At 73.5% G+C, this 15,543-nt stretch carries 16 protein-coding genes and 2 pseudogenes; 11 read left to right on the forward strand and 7 right to left on the reverse strand.

Features of this window, described 5'->3' with window-relative positions:
• Window position 1: 1 nt before the first annotated feature.
• Window positions 2-961 (forward strand): zinc metalloprotease, encoded by a 960-nt coding sequence (locus ABZ573_RS01900; RefSeq protein WP_151456862.1) that lies wholly within the window; start codon window positions 2-4, stop codon window positions 959-961.
• 75 nt (window positions 962-1,036) lie between these two features.
• Here ABZ573_RS01900 and ABZ573_RS01905 read toward each other — a convergent pair whose 3' ends face one another.
• The gene (locus ABZ573_RS01905) at window positions 1,037-1,960 is read right to left on the reverse strand and encodes an NADP-dependent oxidoreductase (protein WP_358114732.1); all 924 of its coding nucleotides are present in this window, start codon (window positions 1,958-1,960) and stop codon (window positions 1,037-1,039) included.
• A 100-nt stretch (window positions 1,961-2,060) separates the two neighbouring features.
• Here ABZ573_RS01905 and ABZ573_RS01910 point away from each other — a divergent pair, with 100 nt between their 5' ends.
• Window positions 2,061-2,477, forward strand: a complete 417-nt coding sequence (locus ABZ573_RS01910) for a helix-turn-helix domain-containing protein (RefSeq protein ID WP_151456861.1) — start codon at window positions 2,061-2,063, stop codon at window positions 2,475-2,477.
• 11 nt (window positions 2,478-2,488) lie between these two features.
• On the opposite strand, the pseudogene ABZ573_RS01915 reads toward ABZ573_RS01910, so the two are convergent.
• A pseudogene (locus ABZ573_RS01915) lies at window positions 2,489-2,751 on the reverse strand (hypothetical protein).
• Between the two features lie 409 nt (window positions 2,752-3,160).
• On the opposite strand from ABZ573_RS01915, the gene ABZ573_RS01920 reads away from it, so the two are divergent.
• The 3 genes from ABZ573_RS01920 to ABZ573_RS01930 are packed head-to-tail and all read left to right on the forward strand — an operon-like array spanning window position 3,161 to window position 3,963.
• Window positions 3,161-3,388: a winged helix-turn-helix domain-containing protein gene (locus ABZ573_RS01920; protein WP_358114735.1), complete on the forward strand. Its 228-nt coding sequence runs from the start codon at window positions 3,161-3,163 to the stop codon at window positions 3,386-3,388.
• 22 nt (window positions 3,389-3,410) lie between these two features.
• Window positions 3,411-3,557 (forward strand): toxin-antitoxin system HicB family antitoxin, encoded by a 147-nt coding sequence (locus ABZ573_RS01925; protein WP_358114738.1) that lies wholly within the window; start codon window positions 3,411-3,413, stop codon window positions 3,555-3,557.
• Between the two features lie 52 nt (window positions 3,558-3,609).
• Window positions 3,610-3,963, forward strand: a complete 354-nt coding sequence (locus tag ABZ573_RS01930; protein WP_358114741.1) for a hypothetical protein — start codon at window positions 3,610-3,612, stop codon at window positions 3,961-3,963.
• Window positions 3,964-4,046: 83 nt separating this feature from the next.
• Here ABZ573_RS01930 and ABZ573_RS01935 read toward each other — a convergent pair whose 3' ends face one another.
• Window positions 4,047-5,726 (reverse strand): DNA repair helicase XPB, encoded by a 1,680-nt coding sequence (locus tag ABZ573_RS01935; RefSeq protein WP_121397005.1) that lies wholly within the window; start codon window positions 5,724-5,726, stop codon window positions 4,047-4,049.
• A gap of 175 nt (window positions 5,727-5,901) precedes the next feature.
• On the opposite strand from ABZ573_RS01935, the gene ABZ573_RS01940 reads away from it, so the two are divergent.
• Complete coding sequence (locus ABZ573_RS01940) at window positions 5,902-6,795, forward strand: L,D-transpeptidase family protein (protein ID WP_358114745.1); 894 nt, start codon at window positions 5,902-5,904, stop codon at window positions 6,793-6,795.
• Between the two features lie 127 nt (window positions 6,796-6,922).
• A complete protein-coding gene (locus tag ABZ573_RS01945) occupies window positions 6,923-7,171 on the forward strand; it encodes a hypothetical protein (RefSeq protein WP_151457787.1) in 249 nt (82 codons plus the stop codon).
• 10 nt (window positions 7,172-7,181) lie between these two features.
• On the opposite strand, the gene ABZ573_RS01950 is transcribed toward ABZ573_RS01945, so the two are convergent.
• Complete coding sequence (locus ABZ573_RS01950) at window positions 7,182-9,662, reverse strand: helicase-associated domain-containing protein (protein ID WP_358114749.1); 2,481 nt, start codon at window positions 9,660-9,662, stop codon at window positions 7,182-7,184.
• Window positions 9,663-9,747: 85 nt separating this feature from the next.
• On the opposite strand from ABZ573_RS01950, the gene ABZ573_RS01955 reads away from it, so the two are divergent.
• Window positions 9,748-10,371: an HAD family hydrolase gene (locus ABZ573_RS01955; RefSeq protein WP_358114752.1), complete on the forward strand. Its 624-nt coding sequence runs from the start codon at window positions 9,748-9,750 to the stop codon at window positions 10,369-10,371.
• A 34-nt stretch (window positions 10,372-10,405) separates the two neighbouring features.
• The gene (locus ABZ573_RS01960; RefSeq protein WP_132231948.1) at window positions 10,406-10,792 is read left to right on the forward strand and encodes a cold shock domain-containing protein; all 387 of its coding nucleotides are present in this window, start codon (window positions 10,406-10,408) and stop codon (window positions 10,790-10,792) included.
• Here ABZ573_RS01960 and ABZ573_RS01965 read toward each other — a convergent pair.
• Entirely contained in the window at window positions 10,753-11,610 is an 858-nt protein-coding gene (locus tag ABZ573_RS01965; RefSeq protein WP_358114756.1) for a 1,4-dihydroxy-6-naphthoate synthase, read from the reverse strand. The two genes, ABZ573_RS01960 and ABZ573_RS01965, sit on opposite strands and share 40 nt — an antisense overlap.
• Window positions 11,611-12,137: 527 nt before the next feature.
• On the opposite strand from ABZ573_RS01965, the pseudogene ABZ573_RS01970 reads away from it, so the two are divergent.
• Together ABZ573_RS01970 and ABZ573_RS01975 are read left to right on the forward strand one after the other, a co-directional pair.
• Window positions 12,138-12,305: pseudogene (locus ABZ573_RS01970) on the forward strand (helix-turn-helix domain-containing protein); the annotation flags it as partial.
• Window positions 12,306-12,515: 210 nt separating this feature from the next.
• Window positions 12,516-13,133 (forward strand): GNAT family N-acetyltransferase, encoded by a 618-nt coding sequence (locus ABZ573_RS01975; protein WP_358116090.1) that lies wholly within the window; start codon window positions 12,516-12,518, stop codon window positions 13,131-13,133.
• Window positions 13,134-13,135: 2 nt separating this feature from the next.
• Here the strand turns inward: ABZ573_RS01975 and ABZ573_RS01980 are convergent, their stop codons facing one another.
• Entirely contained in the window at window positions 13,136-13,801 is a 666-nt protein-coding gene (locus tag ABZ573_RS01980) for a futalosine hydrolase (RefSeq protein WP_358114759.1), read from the reverse strand.
• Complete coding sequence (locus tag ABZ573_RS01985) at window positions 13,798-15,477, reverse strand: MFS transporter (protein WP_358114762.1); 1,680 nt, start codon at window positions 15,475-15,477, stop codon at window positions 13,798-13,800. Before ABZ573_RS01985 ends, ABZ573_RS01980 begins: the two co-directional genes overlap by 4 nt.
• Between the last annotated feature and the right edge of the window lie 66 nt (window positions 15,478-15,543).

Consider the following 15,543-nt stretch of genomic DNA (forward strand, 5'->3'; position numbering starts at 1 on the left):
GATGCACAGGAGACCCATCTTCCGACTCGCGGTCCTCACCGCCACCGCCGCGACGCTCCTGGCGTCCGGCGGCGCCTACGGCGCGGTGTCGGCGGCGCCCTTGCCCGTCTCCCCGGGCGCGGCCGAGTGCGAGCCGGACGCCCACGGGCACGGCGCGGCCCGGCTCGCCGAGGGCGCCACGGCCAAGGAGCCGGAGCTGTACTCCAAGAACGAGGCGAAGGCCTACGGCGTCATCAAGGACGCCCCGCGCCTGGCCAACGGCAGCGTCACCGTGCCGACGGTCTTCCACATGATCTCCGACCACCCGCTCAGCGCGGCCGAGACGACCCGGTGGAACACCCTGATCGCGGCGCAGGTGAAGGTGCTCAACGACTCGTTCGCGGGCCGTACCGCCGCCAACGCCTCCGACACGCCGTTCCGGTTCGACCTCGTCGACACGACGTGGACGGTGAACAGCAACTGGTACACCGTCGTGCCGGGCAAGAACGAGCGCGACATGAAGAAGGCGCTGTACACCGGCGACTCCGAGACCCTCAACGTGTACGCGGCCAACATCGGCGGCGGCCTGCTCGGCTGGGCGTACTTCCCGAAGGGCTACAACAACGGCCGCGACTACATCGACGGCGTGGTCATGCTCGACGAGTCGATGCCGGGCGGCACGGCCGGCAAGTACGCCCTCGGTGACACGCTGACGCACGAGGTCGGGCACTGGCTGATGCTGGAGCACACCTTCGCGCACGGCTGCTCCGCCGCCGGCGACTTCGTCGCGGACACCCCGCGCGAGGCGGCGCCGCAGTTCAACTGCCCGGTGGGCGCGGACACCTGCACCGCACCCGGGCTGGACCCGATCCACAACTTCATGGACTACACGCAGGACTCCTGCATGAACATGTTCACGCCGGGTCAGGCGGACCGGATGAGCGACGCCTGGGTCGCCTTCCGAGCCGGCGGCGCCGGCTGATAGATCAGCCCCGGAGAGGTCGACGGGCTGCTACTGGCGGCCCGTCGGCCCCTCCGCCGTGTCCGTGGCGGCGGATCAGGGCACCAGCACCACTCCGCCTCGTACGCCGCCCTGGGCCCGCCTGTCGTGCGCCGCCGCCGCGTCCGCGAAGGAGTACACACCGTCGACGCGCAGCGGGATGTCGCCGCTCTCCACCAGCTTCACCAGCTCGCCCAGCCGGGTGCCGTCCGGCTCCACCTCCAAGGCGAGCGTCCGGATCCCCCGCACCGGTTCCGGGCGCAGCGGGGGTGACGCGGCCACGTAGCCGCCGCCGTCCCTGACCAGGTCCAACAGCGACGGGCCGATCAGTGCCAGGTCGACGACCGCGTCGAAGCTCCCCGCCGCCACCGCGAGCGGGCCGTCCGAGCGCGGGACGAACGCCGCGCCCTGCGACTCGACGAACTCGCGGTCGCCGGGGGCCGCGACTCCCGTGGCGTGCAGGCCGGCGACCCGCGCGAGCGCGAGGGCGAACCCGCCGACCTGCCCCGCGGCGCCGGTGACGAGCACGGATGAGCCCGCCGGGAGCGAAAGCAGGTCGAGGGCCTGGGCGGCGGCGAGACCGTTGGTCGGCAGGGTCGCGGCCTCGATGGCGGGAACACCGGCCGGCGCGGCGGTCAGCGACGCGGCATCGAGCGCCACGTACTCCGCGTGGGCGCCGACCGTGGTGCGCAGCCAGTGCGAGAAACCGACGACCTCGTCACCCACGGCGAGGTTTCCGACGGACGTACCCACGGCGTCGACGGTGCCCGCCACGTCCCAGCCGGGCACGTACGGCAGCCCGCTCGGCAGCGGTGCCGGGAACCGACCGTCGCGGATCATGAGGTCGACCGGGTGTACGGCGGACGCGGCGACCCGTACCCGCACCTGCCCCGGCCCGGGCACCGGCACCGGCACGTCCGCCGCGACGTGCAGGACCTCCGGACCTCCGAACTGTGCATAGCTGACTGCGCGCATCGTCATGCCTCCACTCGATGTCATGTTCGCCAATACCGTAGGTATCGTTGGGAACCGCGAGTAAGTAGGTACCTGTTAGTGCCTAGGGCGCCGGAGGGGTGGCAACATGGCGACGACGACCGCCGGACAACGACGGGAGCAGGCCAGGCGCGACTACAACGCGTTTCTGGCGGGCTGCCCGACCCGGGAGCTGCTGAGCACCCTCGCCGACAAGTGGGCGGCGCTGGTCATCTCGGCGCTCGCCAGTGGCCCGCAGCGGCACAGCGAACTTGCCCGCCGCATCGCCGGCGTCAGCCAGAAGATGCTCACCCAGACCCTGCGCAAGCTGGAACGCGACGGTCTGCTCACCCGTACCGTGACCGCGTCGGTGCCGGTCCGCGTCGATTACGCGCTCACCCCGCTCGGCCACGACCTGTTCCCGGTGATGGTCGCGATCAAGACGTGGGCGGAGACGCACATGGACCGCGTCTTCCAGGCCCGCGCCCAGTTCGACGCAACCCTTGACCCGCCGCCGACGTCGTGACGGCGGCGCCGTCAGACGCCCGGCCGGACCCGCCTCGTGCAGGGCGAGAGGTGATCGGTGGGCAGCGCACACCGCGCGCCGCCGGGCAGTGGCCGGTCACAGAAGACCCAGTGTCGTACCCCCTGCTGGTCCTCAGCCGAGACGGTGACCCCACGCCGGGCTCGACGCGGGCGCTGAGCTGAGCCAGCACGCGGGCGGCGGTCCGGGCGAGGATCCGGGCCCGGAGCAGATCGGGCGCCGTGACCGGCAGGTGGATCACCCAGCGGTCGGTCACCGGTCCAGCCGACGGATCAGGTTGCGCACGGGTGACCGCCCTTCGTCGGTTCGTGCCTTCGGTGGTTCATGTCGAAGTGGAGGGGCGGCCTCCGCCGGTTGCGGGCGACGGAGGCCGCCCCGCCCTGCCGCCGCAGCCTCGATCGGCGGTACGGCGACAGGGCCGCGCCGGGGGAGCGCGGGGAGCGGGGTCTCGTGGGCGATGCGAGACCGGTACGAGAGGCGCCAACCGACCGCAGCAGCACCGCATCACCGACAGTGACGCTACCGATACCTATCACCTCTGTCAACGCTCTCTTACCTGTCGAATCTAGCTGCTGCGCAAACCTGCTTCTCCTGCATCAGTTATTGCCGCTCTTTCACCTGTTGCTCGATACTGGGAGGGCCAACCGACTGCAAGGGGCCTTCACGTGCCGATTCCCCCGACGATGGGTGAGTTGATCAAGGATCTGCTGAGGCGGATCGAGGTGGGCGAGTTTCAGCCCGGGACAAAGATTCCGTCCACCCAGCAACTGGCCGATCACTACGACGTGTCGGTCTCGACGATCCATCGCGCAGTGGCAACGCTGCGGGAGCAGGGTGTGCTGATTGGTCGTCCGGGGCGCGGCGTTTTCGTCGCGGAGTCCACCCGGCCCTGAGCGTGTCGCTCGGGCCGAACCGGTGCCGCAGCCGTTCGCCGAGCGCAGCTATTCAGGCAAGGTCAACCTGCGTGTCGGAGAGAGCCTGCACCGGGAACTCGCCATCCAGGCCGCCGAGGACGGGATGAGCCTCAACCAGTACGTCCTCCGCAAGCTCCGAGCCGCCTGAGGTCGAGGTTGGCCTTCGCCGCCTCCTGCTGCGTGGCTGACAGACTGCCGAAATGAGTTACGACCTGGCGGTGTGGGAGGGCGTGCAGCCTGGCGACGACGGAGAGGGTGGCGTTGTCTACGAAAGGCTCTATGAGGAGTACATGGAGGGTGAGGAGCGCGTTCCGACGCCGAGCATCCTTGCCTATGCCGAAGCGCTGGCTGAGCGTTGGGCCGTCATGACCGAAGGCAGATCCTCCGGCTGGGGGTCGCTGCTTGACGACGCCTCCGGCCCGATGATCTACCTGACCATGCCTGACGGGCTGGCTGGGAAGCTGTCGGCTGAGGCCGCCCGACTGGCCGACAGGCATGGACTTGTCTGCTACGACCCACAGTCGGAGCACCTCCGGCCAGTACACGACGACTAGGTCCGGCCGGAGGCACCTACGGCTGAGTCGTCTACGACATCAGCTCTACAGCGAGCGCGAGGGACATCGGGAACGCCCCGAGGTCAGTCGACCGTGGGCAGCTTCGGGCCGAGGACGTCGTCGGCGTCGACGATCGTGTACGCGTACCCCTGCTCGGCCAGGAAGCGCTGCCGGTGGGCCGCGTACTCGGTGTCGATGGTGTCGCGGGAGACGACCGTGTAGAAGTGCGCCTGGCGACCGTCGGCCTTGGGCCGCAGCACCCGGCCGAGCCGCTGCGCCTCCTCCTGCCGGGAGCCGAACGTGCCGGAGACCTGGATCGCCACCGCCGCCTCGGGCAGGTCGATGGAGAAGTTGCCGACCTTCGAGATGACCAGCGTGCGCACCTCTCCGGAGCGGAACGCGTCGAAGAGCCGCTCGCGTTCCTTGTTCGTCGTGGAGCCCTGCACGATCGGCGCGTCCAGGTATTCGCCGAGCTGGTGGAGCTGGTCGATGTAGCCGCCGATGACGAGCACCTGGTCGTCCGGGTGCCGGTCGACCAGCGCCTTCACCACGGGCAGCTTGGTGCGGGCGGTGGCCGCCATCCGGTAGCGCTCCTCGGCCTCCGCCGTCGCGTACGACATGCGCTCCGCGTCGGTGAGCGTCACGCGTACCTCGGTGCACTCGGCCGGGGCGATCCAGCCCTGCGACTCGATGTCCTTCCACGGCGCGTCGTACCGCTTCGGGCCGATCAGGCTGAACACGTCGCCCTCCCGGCCGTCCTCGCGTACCAGCGTCGCCGTGAGGCCCAGCCGGCGGCGGGCCTGGAGGTCCGCGGTGAAGCGGAAGATCGGCGCGGGCAGCAGGTGCACCTCGTCGTAGACGACCAGGCCCCAGTCGCGGGCCCCGAACAGGTCCAGGTGGGTGAACGTGCCCTTCTTGCGCGAGGTGAGCACCTGGTACGTGGCGATGGTGACCGGGCGGATCTCCTTGCGCTCGCCCGAGTACTCGCCGATCTCCTCCTCGGTCAGCGACGTGCGCGCGATCAGCTCGCGCTTCCACTGCCGGCCCGCCACCGTGTTCGTGACGAGGATCAGGGTGGTCGCCTTGGCCTCGGCCATCGCCGCCGCCCCGACCAGCGTCTTGCCGGCGCCGCACGGCAGCACCACGACGCCCGACCCGCCGGCCCAGAACGCCTCCACGGCCTCCCGCTGGTACGACCGCAGCGTCCACGGCTTGCGGCCGTCCTTGCCGGCCTCGGCCAGCTCGATCGGGTGCGCCTCGCCGTCGACGTAGCCGGCCAGGTCCTCGGCCGGCCAGCCCAGCTTGAGCAGCGCCTGCTTGAGCCGGCCCCGCTCGGACGGGTGCACCGCGATCGTGTCGTCGTCGAGCTTCGCGCCGAGCATCCCGGCGAGCTTCTTGCTCTTCGCCACCTCGATCAGCACCAGCCGGTCCAGCGCCCGCAGGACGAGGCCGTGCGCCGGGTCGTTGGCGAGCTGGAGGCGGCCGTACCGGTCCATCGTCTCGGCCACGTCGACCAGCAGCCCGTGCGGCACCGGGTAGCGGGAGTACTTGATCAGGGAGTCCACCACGCCCTCGGCGTCGTGGCCGGCGGCGCGCGCGTTCCACAGCCCGAGCGGGGTCAGCCGGTAGGTGTGCACGTGCTCCGGGGAGCGCTCCAACTCGGCGAAGGGCGCGATGGCCATCCGGCACGCCTGCGCATCCGGGTGGTCGATCTCCAGCAGCAGGGTCTTGTCCGACTGCACGATCAGGGGTCCACCGCTCACGCCAGTGCCTCTCCTCCACCTCGGGTCGCCGGCTGTCCGGGAGGCGACTGACCCGCCCAGGCCGACCCACCAGTGTTGCACGCAGCCGGGTGACCGCAGAAAAATCTGGTCACCTGGAGCAACCGGAGCGGTACTCGCAACGTCTAGCAAAGGGAACACCTGTCAGGGAGGCAGCATGAAACACGTCCGGATCAGCAGCCGGCTGGTCGCCCTGGCAGTGGTCACGCTGGTCGGTGCCGGTGCGTGCACGTTCGATCCGCAGGCCGGTGGCGGTGGGGGCGGGGGACCCGTCGCGGCCGGGGCTGCGGAGCGGGTAACGGGGGCGAGCGGTACGCCCGGGCCGGACCAGCGGGCGCAGCCGACCACGGCGCCGCCGAAGCCCAAGGTCAAGCCGACGCGGAGCACACCGCAACCGACGCGCCCCACGGCGGAGCCGACGCGCCCCGCGACGAAGCCCACCGCGTCGCCGTCCGTCGCCGGCTGCCCGCAGGGCGAGCACCAGCGCGAGGTGGAGGCGTACCTCGCCCGGCTGGGCGGGTTCGGGCGGGTAACCGTCGACGGCCGGCAGTCCGCCGCCGACTGCGCCGCCATCAGGAAGTTCCAGAAGCGGTACGACATCCGCCCCGCCCACGGTCGCGCCGGGCCGACCACCCACGACGTGGCGAAGCGGCTCGCCACCACCGACACGGCGCGCTGCCGGGCCGGCTCGGGCACCACCTTCTGCATCGACCTGACCCGGCAGACCACCTGGGTCATGCGCAACGGCAAGGTGCTCGTGCCGCCGACCGTCACCCGCACGGGCATGCCCGGCTACCGCACTCCCGCCGGCACGTTCACGATCAACTACCGCAACGTCAAGGAGTGGTCCGACCCGTATGAGGTGTGGCTGCCGTACTGGCAGCACTTCACCCAGGGCATGGGCTTCCACCAGACCACGACCTACCTGCACGAGAAGTCGATCGGGTCGCACGGCTGCGTCAACCTGCTGCCCGGCGACGCCATCCGCTACTGGAAGCTGGGCAAGGTCGGCAGCAAGGTGGTGCTGGTGGGCCGGCGCCCCGGCACCTGAGCCGCCCGGCCGCCCGCGCCACCCCGAGGTCGCACAACTCGTCCGATCCGGGTTTTATCCCCTGTCACTCCCGCCACGGCGGTGTCACGCTGGATGCCAGGCGTCGAACCGGACGGGGAGGCTGGAGATGACGGTCGACCGTGAAGTGATACCGGAGCACAGTCCCGCGCCCGACCGGTCGCCCGTCGAGGAGGTCTCCACCGCCACCGTCGTCGCGTACGGGGTGGCGGCGGTGGTGCTCGTCGGCTGGTTCCTCTTCGGCTGGCTGGTGCTCGAACAGGGCTTCGTCGACTCGGTCGGCGAGTCGGCCGGCGCCGGGTTCACGCTGCTGCTGATCGTCTCCGTCGTCGGGACCGTACGCCGCAGCCGGCGCTGACCCGACCCGCTCAGTCCTCCAGTACCGCCGCCGTGATCCGGTGCAGGGCGAACGTGTGCAGCATCTCCGTCCGGTCGTCCTCGGCGCGCAGGTAGCCCGCGCCCATCGAGACCGGCCGGACGAGCCGGGACGCGCTCGCCCCGTGCGCGTCGACGTACCCGACCCAGACCCGCGCCCGGTCCCGGATCGCCTGCTGAAGCACCGCGAGGGCGTCGCTGTGGGAGGACACCGGCGCCGGACCGGTGCGCCCGACCCCGCCCCGGACCATGGCCGGCGCCCGTCGCGCGGCCCGAGCCGCGGCGTCGCCCCGCCGGATCTGCTCCACCACGCCGAGCAGGCGGGGCATGGCCAGCTTCGATGTGGTCAGCGGGTCGACCGTCCGGGTCGTCACCGGCACCCGGGCCGGGGCCCGCCGGGTCTTCGGGCGGGCGAGCACCGCCGACCCGCTCGCGTCCTCCGGCACCGGGGCGTACCCGGCGTCGCGCAGCACCATCAGCATCCGACCCACCTGGTACGGCGTCGACAGCACCGTCGGCGCCAGCCGGCGCAACGCCAGCGGCTCCAGCCGCCGGTCGGCGAGCACCTCCGTCAGCAGCGCCTCGTCGTCGCTCCGCACGTACGCCCCGGCGGAGCCGACGCGCAGCCCGCCGTGCTTGCGGGCCACGTCGTCCACCAGGTACGTCAGCCCCTGCGGGACGGGGGTGCGGGACCGCCGGCGGAACAGGGCGTGCAGGTCGTCGGCCGAGTAGCCGGCGTCCAGGGCCCGGCGCACGCTGGCCGGGGTGACCCGGTGCACGCTGGCCCCGCCGGCCGACTCGTGCTCCGCCACCACCTCCAACTCGGCGGCCAGCGCCGGGTCGGGCGGGCCGGGAACCACGACGGTCAGGTCCGCCTGCACGAGAAAGTGGTCCACCGGGGCGGGCAGCAGCGCGTCCAGCGCGCGTACGGTGCTGGTCGGGTCGCCGCTCTCGGTGTCCGCCCGCAGCCCGAGCGGGTCGTCGCCGCCCCGCTCGTCGGCGGCGGTCACGTCGGCGAGCAGCAGCCGCCCGTACGAGGTGAGCGCCCCCAGCCCCGTCACGCCCAGCGTGGCCGCCTCCACCAGCACCTCCCGGTGCGCGGCCTCCCGCCCCCGGCTGCGCCGCGGCGCCCGCCAGTCGAGCAGGGCCAGCACCTCCCCGGGGGTGGGCCCGGTGGCCGGCTCCAGGTCGGCGAGGACGTCCAGCACGGCCCGTCGGGCGGCCGGCGCGCCGGCCCGTTCCGCCTCGGCGGAGAGCACCGTGATCGGCCGGTCCCGGTCGTCGCGCTGCCCGACCAGCCCGGCCTGCCGGGTCATGGTCAGCCAGGCCCGGGCGAGCTGCTCCCAGCGCTGCGCGAGCGTCCCCGCCCGCCACACCTCGTACCCGGCGGTGGGCAGGACCTGCTGGTCGGCGCCGTGCCGGGTGGTGGTGGCCCCGGGCAGGTCGACCTCGCCGGCCAGCCCGCCCGCGTACGCCGCCTCCAGCAGCAGGGCCGCCGTCGACTCGTCCACCCCGACGGCCCTGGCGAGCCGGCGCAGGTCGCGGACGCCCAGGCCGCCCGAGCGCAGCACCGGCGCCGGTTCGGCGGCGAGCTGCTCCAGCAGCGCCTCGGTGTGGCGTACCACCTCCATGGTCTGCCCGGCCCCGGCGGAGTCGGCGGCCTTCGGCTCGCGCGGCGCCGTGGCCACGGGCGGCGGGCTGCTGCGCAGCGGGCCGAGCGGGCCGCTGTCGCGGCGCAGCAGCAGGCCCACCTCCCGGGGCAGTTCGACGGTGCCCGTGGCGCCGGCCCGGCCGCCGGAGACCGGCACCAGCAGGTGGTGGTCGACGAGCCAGCGCACCGGCGAGCCGGTCGGCACGCCGCCGTTCGTCGGGTCCGGGGGCAGGTCGGCCTCCGCACCGAGCGGGGGCGCCTGCAACGCGCCCGCCGGCACGCTGCCGACCGGCGGCCCCGCGGCCAGCCGGTCCAGGATCGCCCGGGCTGAGGGCGGCGCGGCCAGCAGCGTCCGTCGCAGCTTCGCCGGGTCCGCGCAGAGCGCCGCCGCCCGCGGGCCGAGCTCCGCCGCCGGTCGACCCAGGCCCGCCGGGTACGGGGAGACCTCGTCGACGCTCGCCACCACGCGCAGGGCACTCTCGGGGCCGTACAGCACGAAGAGCGCGCGCAGCCGGTCCACGGCGGCGCGGACGGTGGTGGGGGCGGGCGGCTGCGGCCCGGCGGTCGCCATGGCGAGCACCGCGTCGGTGGAGGTGGTCTGCTCGGCCGCGTCCCGGGTCAGCCGGGCGGCGTCGAGCATCAGCAGGGTGAACTGGTCCAGCGCGTCGAGGGCGCGGGCCACCGAGACCCGCGACTGGGCCCGGGTGGCGAGCGCGGAGACGTCGGCCGGCACGGGTACGACGAGGTCCGGCCGCAACTGGAGGAGGGCGGCGAGCGACTCGTCGGGAAGTGACCGCAGGTGGTCGGCGAGTGAGGTGGTCATCGTCGTTCCACGCTAGCCCGGCAGAGGGTCCTCCCGCCCCTCGGACGTCCGGCTGACCCGGGGTTGGGCGGGTACGTTCTCCCGCATGGCAGCGCTGACGGTCGGCTTCGACCTCGACATGACCCTGGTCGACTCGCGTCCCGGCATCGCCGACACGTTCCGGGCGTTGACGGCCCGCACGGGGGTGCACGTGGACGCGGCGGCCGCCGTGGCGCGGCTCGGCCCGCCGCTGCGTACGGAGATCGCCCGCTGGTTCCCGCCGGAGCAGGTCGACGAGGCCGTCCGGACGTACCGCGAGCTGTACCCGGCGTACGCGATCACACCCACCGTCCCGCTGCCCGGGGCGGTCGCCGCGATCGACGCGGTACGCAAACGCGGCGGGCGGGTGCTGGTGGTCACCGCCAAGCACGGCCGCCTGGCCCGGCTGCACCTCGACCACCTGGGCCTGGTGGTCGACGAGGTGGCCGGCGACCTGTTCGCGGAGGGGAAGGCGACCGCCCTGCGGCAGCACGGCGCGACCCACTACGTCGGCGACCACGTGGCCGACATGGTGGCGGCGGGGGCGGCGGGCGTACCCGGCATCGGGGTCGCCACGGGCCCGTGTGCCGCCGACGAGCTGCGCGCGGCCGGGGCGGCGGTGGTGCTGGATGATCTCACCGGATTCCCGGCGGCGCTGGACGGCATGATCCGGCTAGCCTTGGAGCGGTAGACGTCTCAAGCTCAAGCGAAGCAGGGGTTCTCAGGTGCCGACGGGTCGAGTGAAGTGGTTTGACGCGGCCAAGGGATACGGGTTTGTCACCAGTGACGAGGGTGGCGACGTGTTCCTGCCCAAGGGCGCGCTACCGACGGGTGTCACCGACCTCAAGGGCGGTCAGCGGATCGACTTCAGCGTGGTGGACAGCCGCCGGGGCGCGCAGGCGATGGGGGTCAAGCTGCTCGACGCCCCGCCGTCGATGGCGGAGTTGCGTCGCCGGCCGGCCGAGGAGCTGCACGGCCTGGTCGAGGACATGATCAAGGTGCTGGAGGCGAAGGTCCAGCCGGACCTGCGCCGGGGTCGCTTCCCCGACCGCAAGACGGCGCAGAAGATCGCTCAGCTGGTCCACGCGGTCGCCAACGAGCTGGAGGTCTGAGGCACCAGCCCGGCGTCGGCGGCCCGGCCGAGCAACGCCTCGACGGCGGCGAACCCCGCGTCCCCCAGGTCGGCGGTGAACTCGTTGACGTAGAGCCCGATGTGCCGGTCCACCACGTCGGGCTCCATCTCCTGGGCGTGGGTCAGCACGTACTCCCGGCTGGCGGCCGGATCGGCCCAGGCCTGGCGTACCGACTCGCGGATCCACCCGGCTGCGGCCTCCGGGTCGACCGCGCCGCGCCGGGCCAGGATGGCCCCGAGTGGGATGGGCAGGCCGGTGTCGGCCTCCCACCACTCGCCGAGGTCGACCAGGGCGGTCAGGCCGTGCCGTGGGTAGGTGAACCGGGCCTCGTGGATGACCAGCCCGGCGTCGTACCGGCCGGCGGCGACGCCCGGCATGATCTCGTGGAACGGCACGACCTCGATCCGCGCCGGGGGCCGGTCGGCCGCCCAGAGCCGGAAGAGCAGGTACGCCGTCGTCCGGTCGCCCGGCACCGCCACCGTGGCGCCGCTCAGGTCGGCGCGCCCGGGGCCGTCGGGCCGGTCGGGCTGGTCGCCACGGGTCAGCACCAGCGGGCCGCAGCCGCGGCCAAGTGCGCCCCCGCAGGGCAGCAGGTGGTAGTCGTCCAGCAGCCACGGCAGCGCCGCGTAGCTCACCTTGACCAGGTCGAACGCACCCCGTTCGGCGGCCGTGTTGGTGACGTCCACGTCGGCGTACGTGACGTCGACCGGCGGTGCGCCGGGCACGAGACCGTGCACCAGGGCGTGGAAGACGAACGTGTCGTTGGGGCAGGGCGAGAAAGCCAGCGAGAGCGCCACGCCCTCACCGTATCCCCGCCCCGGGTGGGTCGCCCGACCGTGGCAGGTTCGGTGTGACCTGGGCCCACCGGCGCCGAGCCGACGGCCACCTTGCCAGGTGGGTTCCGCCCGCCCCGCCGCCCGCCCCGCCGCCCGTCCCTCCGCCCGGACGGAACGCACGCTCCGCGAGCCTGTGTGCCCGGCGGACGGGAGCGCGTGTGCCGCGTTGCCGGCAGACCTCGTCCGGTAGCCCCTTTCGAGCTGATGTCGTAGACGATTCATCCCCGCCCACTCGCCCGCGGCGCGTGGCTGTGCACCTCGGGTGTGACGGGACCCAGGGGCACCCGTCGCGTGGCACGGGCGGCAGGCGGCTCCTGATGTCGTAGACGATTCAGCTCGACAGCGTCGGAGCAGGGTCCTCGTCCCTGGCCGGGCCGTCCCTGCTGGGCCATCCTGGCCGGGCTGTCCTGGCCGGTCGCCGAGCCGTGCGATGGTCGATCCGTTGATGGTCGACGTTGTCCACAGGTTTGTCCACAGGTGGCGGGTGGATGTTGAGGACGTCGCGCCAAGCCGGGAAACATGTTCTCGTGACAGAGCTGACGGAAGCCGTCGACCTTGGCGCAGCCCTGCGGGCCCTACGACGCCGAGCGGACCTGAGCCAGCGCGAACTGGCCCAGCGGTCCGGAGTGCCCCAGGCGACCCTGGCCCGGATCGAGTCGGGCCGGGCCGCCGATCCACGATTTCGCACGGTGGAGCGGCTCGTCCGGGCCGCCGGTGGGGAAGTGTCGATCCGTGTAAGCGGCACCGCCGGAGCCGCCGGAGCCGCCGGAGCCGCCGGAGCCGCCGCAACCGCCGTAACCGCCGGTACCGCTGGCACCGCCGGAGCGGCCGTAACCTCCGGAGCTGCCGATCTGTCGCTGCCGGCGGTGCCGCATGACCCGCTGCGGGACGGAGCAGGGCGGCGCTACCCGGCGCACCTCGACGCCTGGGAGGTCAAGGAGCCGAAGGACTGGCCGGGCGCCTGGTGGGCGAACTGGTACAACCTGCCGCCGGCACTCTGGCCGTTACCGGTACCGCCGGCCACGTACCAGCGGAATCGTCGATACCGGGATCTGCGCCGACGGGCCGAGGAGGTTCGGCGGACGGTACGGCTGCGGCGGGTGACGGGCGGCGGCCTGCCGGCGACGTCGTGGCGATTCGTGGCCGAGCTGCCGGGCGGCGGGCTGGTCGGTGAGCTGCGGGCACACGAGCGCAGCCCGCACCTGATCGACGGCGACGACCCGAGCGACGAGCGGGAGATCGTGCTCGACGGGGTTCTCGTCGCCGAGGCCTGTCGACGGCTCGGCATCGGGCGCCGGTTGGTCGCGATGCTCGCCGCCGAGATGGACCGCTCGGGCATCCGTTCGGCCCACGCGATCGCCGAGGGCGGTGGTGTCGACCTGCTGCTCGCCTGCGGATACCAGTTCGAGACGAGCCGGCTGTGGGCCCTGCGGCACGACCGTCGGCCCGCGACGGGGAACCGACCGTCAGGGCAGGGCGGGTGAGGTCAGGGCAGGGCGGGTGAGGTCAGGGCCGTGGCGGCGGTGGTGAGGGCGGCGAGCGCCTCGCGCATGCGCCAGGCGTCGCGGTCGCGGGGGCCGATCGGGTTGGAGACGGTACGCAGCTCGGCGAAGGGGACGCCGGCCTGCGCGGCGGCGACGGCCACGCCGTACCCCTCCATGGCCTCGGCGACCGCGTCGGGGTGACGCCGGCGCAGGGCGTCGGTGCTGGCGGCGCTGCCGGTCACCGTGCTGACGGTGAGCACCGCGCCCACCGTCGCCGTCGGCAGCGCGGCCCGCAGGGCGGCCAGCAGGCCGGGGTCGGCGGCGAGCGCGATGCCGCCACCGAGCCACTCCGGGGGCATGCCCAGCTCGTCCACCGGGAGGAAGCCCGCCGGCGACTCGGCGCCCAGGTCGGCGGCGACGGACACGGCGCCCAGCACCGTCGCGCCGACGTCCGCCCGGCCGGCGAAGCCGCCCGCCACGCCCGCGCTGACCACACCGCGGTACGGGCGCCCGGCCGCCTCGGCGAGCACCAGCAGCCGGGCGGTGGTGGCGGCGGCGACGGCGGGGCCGACGCCCACGGGCAGCACCGTCGTCGACGCATCCGTCAGGCCCGCGCGGACCGCCTCGGCCTCGGCGGGCACCGCCGTGACCACCAGCAGGCCCGTCACGGCAGGGGCCCCTGCGGCTCCCGCCGGGTCTCGTCGTCCGCCCCGCCCGGCCCGCCGACGGCCGACGACGGCCGGTAGATGTGGTACCCCGGCGGGGCCAGGGCCGGGTCGTCCAGCGGCGAGCCGCCCTGCGCCGGAGCGGGCGAGACCGGTGCCACCCCCGTGTCGGGGCCGCCCCCTGCCTCGGCGCGTGCGCCGGCGTCCGTGCCGGCCGGGTCTTCCCCGCTACCTCTGCCGGTGCCGGTGTCGCTGCCGGGTTCGTCGGTCTCGTCGGACAGTTCGTCGTCGGCGAGCGGGCGACCGGCCAGCCGCTCGGCGCGCAGGCGGCTTGCCACCACCACGCCTCGGACGGCGGCCAGCGTGCCGGCCCCGGCGGCGACCGCGATCCCGATCCGGCCGTCGAAGGGTACGAGCCCCAGCCCGCCCCCGGCGACGAACGCGAGCATCAGCACGGTCTCGGAGTGGGCGAAGGAGCTGGCCCGCAGCCGCTCCGGGATGCGCTCCTGGATCGAGGCGTCCACGGTGAGTTTGGCGATGCCGCTCATCAGCGCGGCCACCAGGCAGAGCAGGGCGACCATCGGCAGCGAGAACTTCAACGCGGCGAGGACCGCCACCCCACCCACGATGATCATGCCGCTGGACTGGATCGCGACGGGTCGGTGGATGCGCAGCCGGGTGCCGATCGCGGTGGCGAGGAAGGTGCCCACGGCCAGCGCGGCGCCGACGAGGCCCAGAGCTCCCTCGTCGCCCAGGTCCCGGCCGAAGACGACGGTGGTCAGGTCGCCGGCCTTGATCGCGAAGGCCAGGAAGAGCAGCAGGAACCCGTACAGCCCGCGCAGCGTCGCGGCACCGATCAGGGTGGCGATCACGAGCCGGCCGGCCGGCCGTCCCCGTCCCAGCGGGCGGTCGCCGGTGCGCCGCCAGAGCGCACGTAGCGGCCGGGGCACCCGCTCCGGCGGCTCGGAGTCGGCCTTCGGCGGCAGGCGCAGGGAGATCACCATGCCGACCAGGAAGATGATCGAGGCGACCCGGAGCGGCCACTGCGGCCCGAACCAGAAGGCGGCCAGCCCGATCGGAGCGACCAGGGCGCCGGCCACCGTGCCGTAGACGCTGGCCCGGGCGCCCACCTGGGAGAGCCCCAGCCCCTCCGGCAGCAGCCGTGGGACGGCCGCCGAGCGGGCCACCCCGTACGCGCGGGAGAGTGCCAGCACGCCGAAGGCCGCCGGGTAGAGGCCGAAGCCGTGGATGTAGTCGGAGATCAGCCAGGCCAGGAAGGCGCGGCCGAGCATGGTGGCGGCCAGCGCGTACCGGCGGCCGTGGCGGAAGTGGTCGAGCAGCGGGCCCACCACCGGGGCGAGCATGGCGAACGGCACCATGGTCACCAGCAGGTAGAGGGCGACCTTGCTGCGCGCCTCGCCGAGCGGGACGTTGAAGAAGATCGTCCCGGCGAGGCCGATGGCGATCAGCGTGTCCCCGGCGCAGGAGACGGCGTGCAGGTCGAAGAGGCGGACCATGCCGACCTCGCCCCCGGCGCCCCGGGTGCGGGCCCGGCCCGCCCGCCGGGTCATCCAGCGACCACTGCTGACCGAGCCACGGAACAGCAGGCGGACGGCCTTGATGCCGGTGCCGACGGTCCGCCCGAGTACGGACCGCCCGGAGCGGGAGAACAGCGGCATGCCCACCATCCTCACCCATCCGGTCCGTCCGTGCCGCACCACTGTCCCAGAACGTCGTCGGCGGGT

Origin of the sequence: Micromonospora sp. NPDC007220 (assembly GCF_040634035.1) — a bacterium.
Classification (GTDB): Bacteria; Actinomycetota; Actinomycetes; order Mycobacteriales; family Micromonosporaceae; genus Micromonospora; species Micromonospora reichwaldensis.

Bases quoted from the DNA above. Each gene is read 5' to 3' on its own strand.
- ABZ573_RS01900 (WP_151456862.1), top strand. From the start codon at position 2: ATGCACAGGAGACCCATCTTCCGACTCGCGGTCCTCACCGCCACCGCC.
- ABZ573_RS01905 (WP_358114732.1), bottom strand. From the start codon at position 1,960: ATGACGATGCGCGCAGTCAGCTATGCACAGTTCGGAGGTCCGGAGGTC.
- ABZ573_RS01910 (WP_151456861.1), top strand. From the start codon at position 2,061: ATGGCGACGACGACCGCCGGACAACGACGGGAGCAGGCCAGGCGCGAC.
- ABZ573_RS01930 (WP_358114741.1), top strand. From the start codon at position 3,610: ATGAGTTACGACCTGGCGGTGTGGGAGGGCGTGCAGCCTGGCGACGAC.
- ABZ573_RS01940 (WP_358114745.1), top strand. From the start codon at position 5,902: ATGAAACACGTCCGGATCAGCAGCCGGCTGGTCGCCCTGGCAGTGGTC.
- ABZ573_RS01945 (WP_151457787.1), top strand. From the start codon at position 6,923: ATGACGGTCGACCGTGAAGTGATACCGGAGCACAGTCCCGCGCCCGAC.
- ABZ573_RS01950 (WP_358114749.1), bottom strand. From the start codon at position 9,662: ATGACCACCTCACTCGCCGACCACCTGCGGTCACTTCCCGACGAGTCG.
- ABZ573_RS01955 (WP_358114752.1), top strand. From the start codon at position 9,748: ATGGCAGCGCTGACGGTCGGCTTCGACCTCGACATGACCCTGGTCGAC.
- ABZ573_RS01985 (WP_358114762.1), bottom strand. From the start codon at position 15,477: ATGCCGCTGTTCTCCCGCTCCGGGCGGTCCGTACTCGGGCGGACCGTC.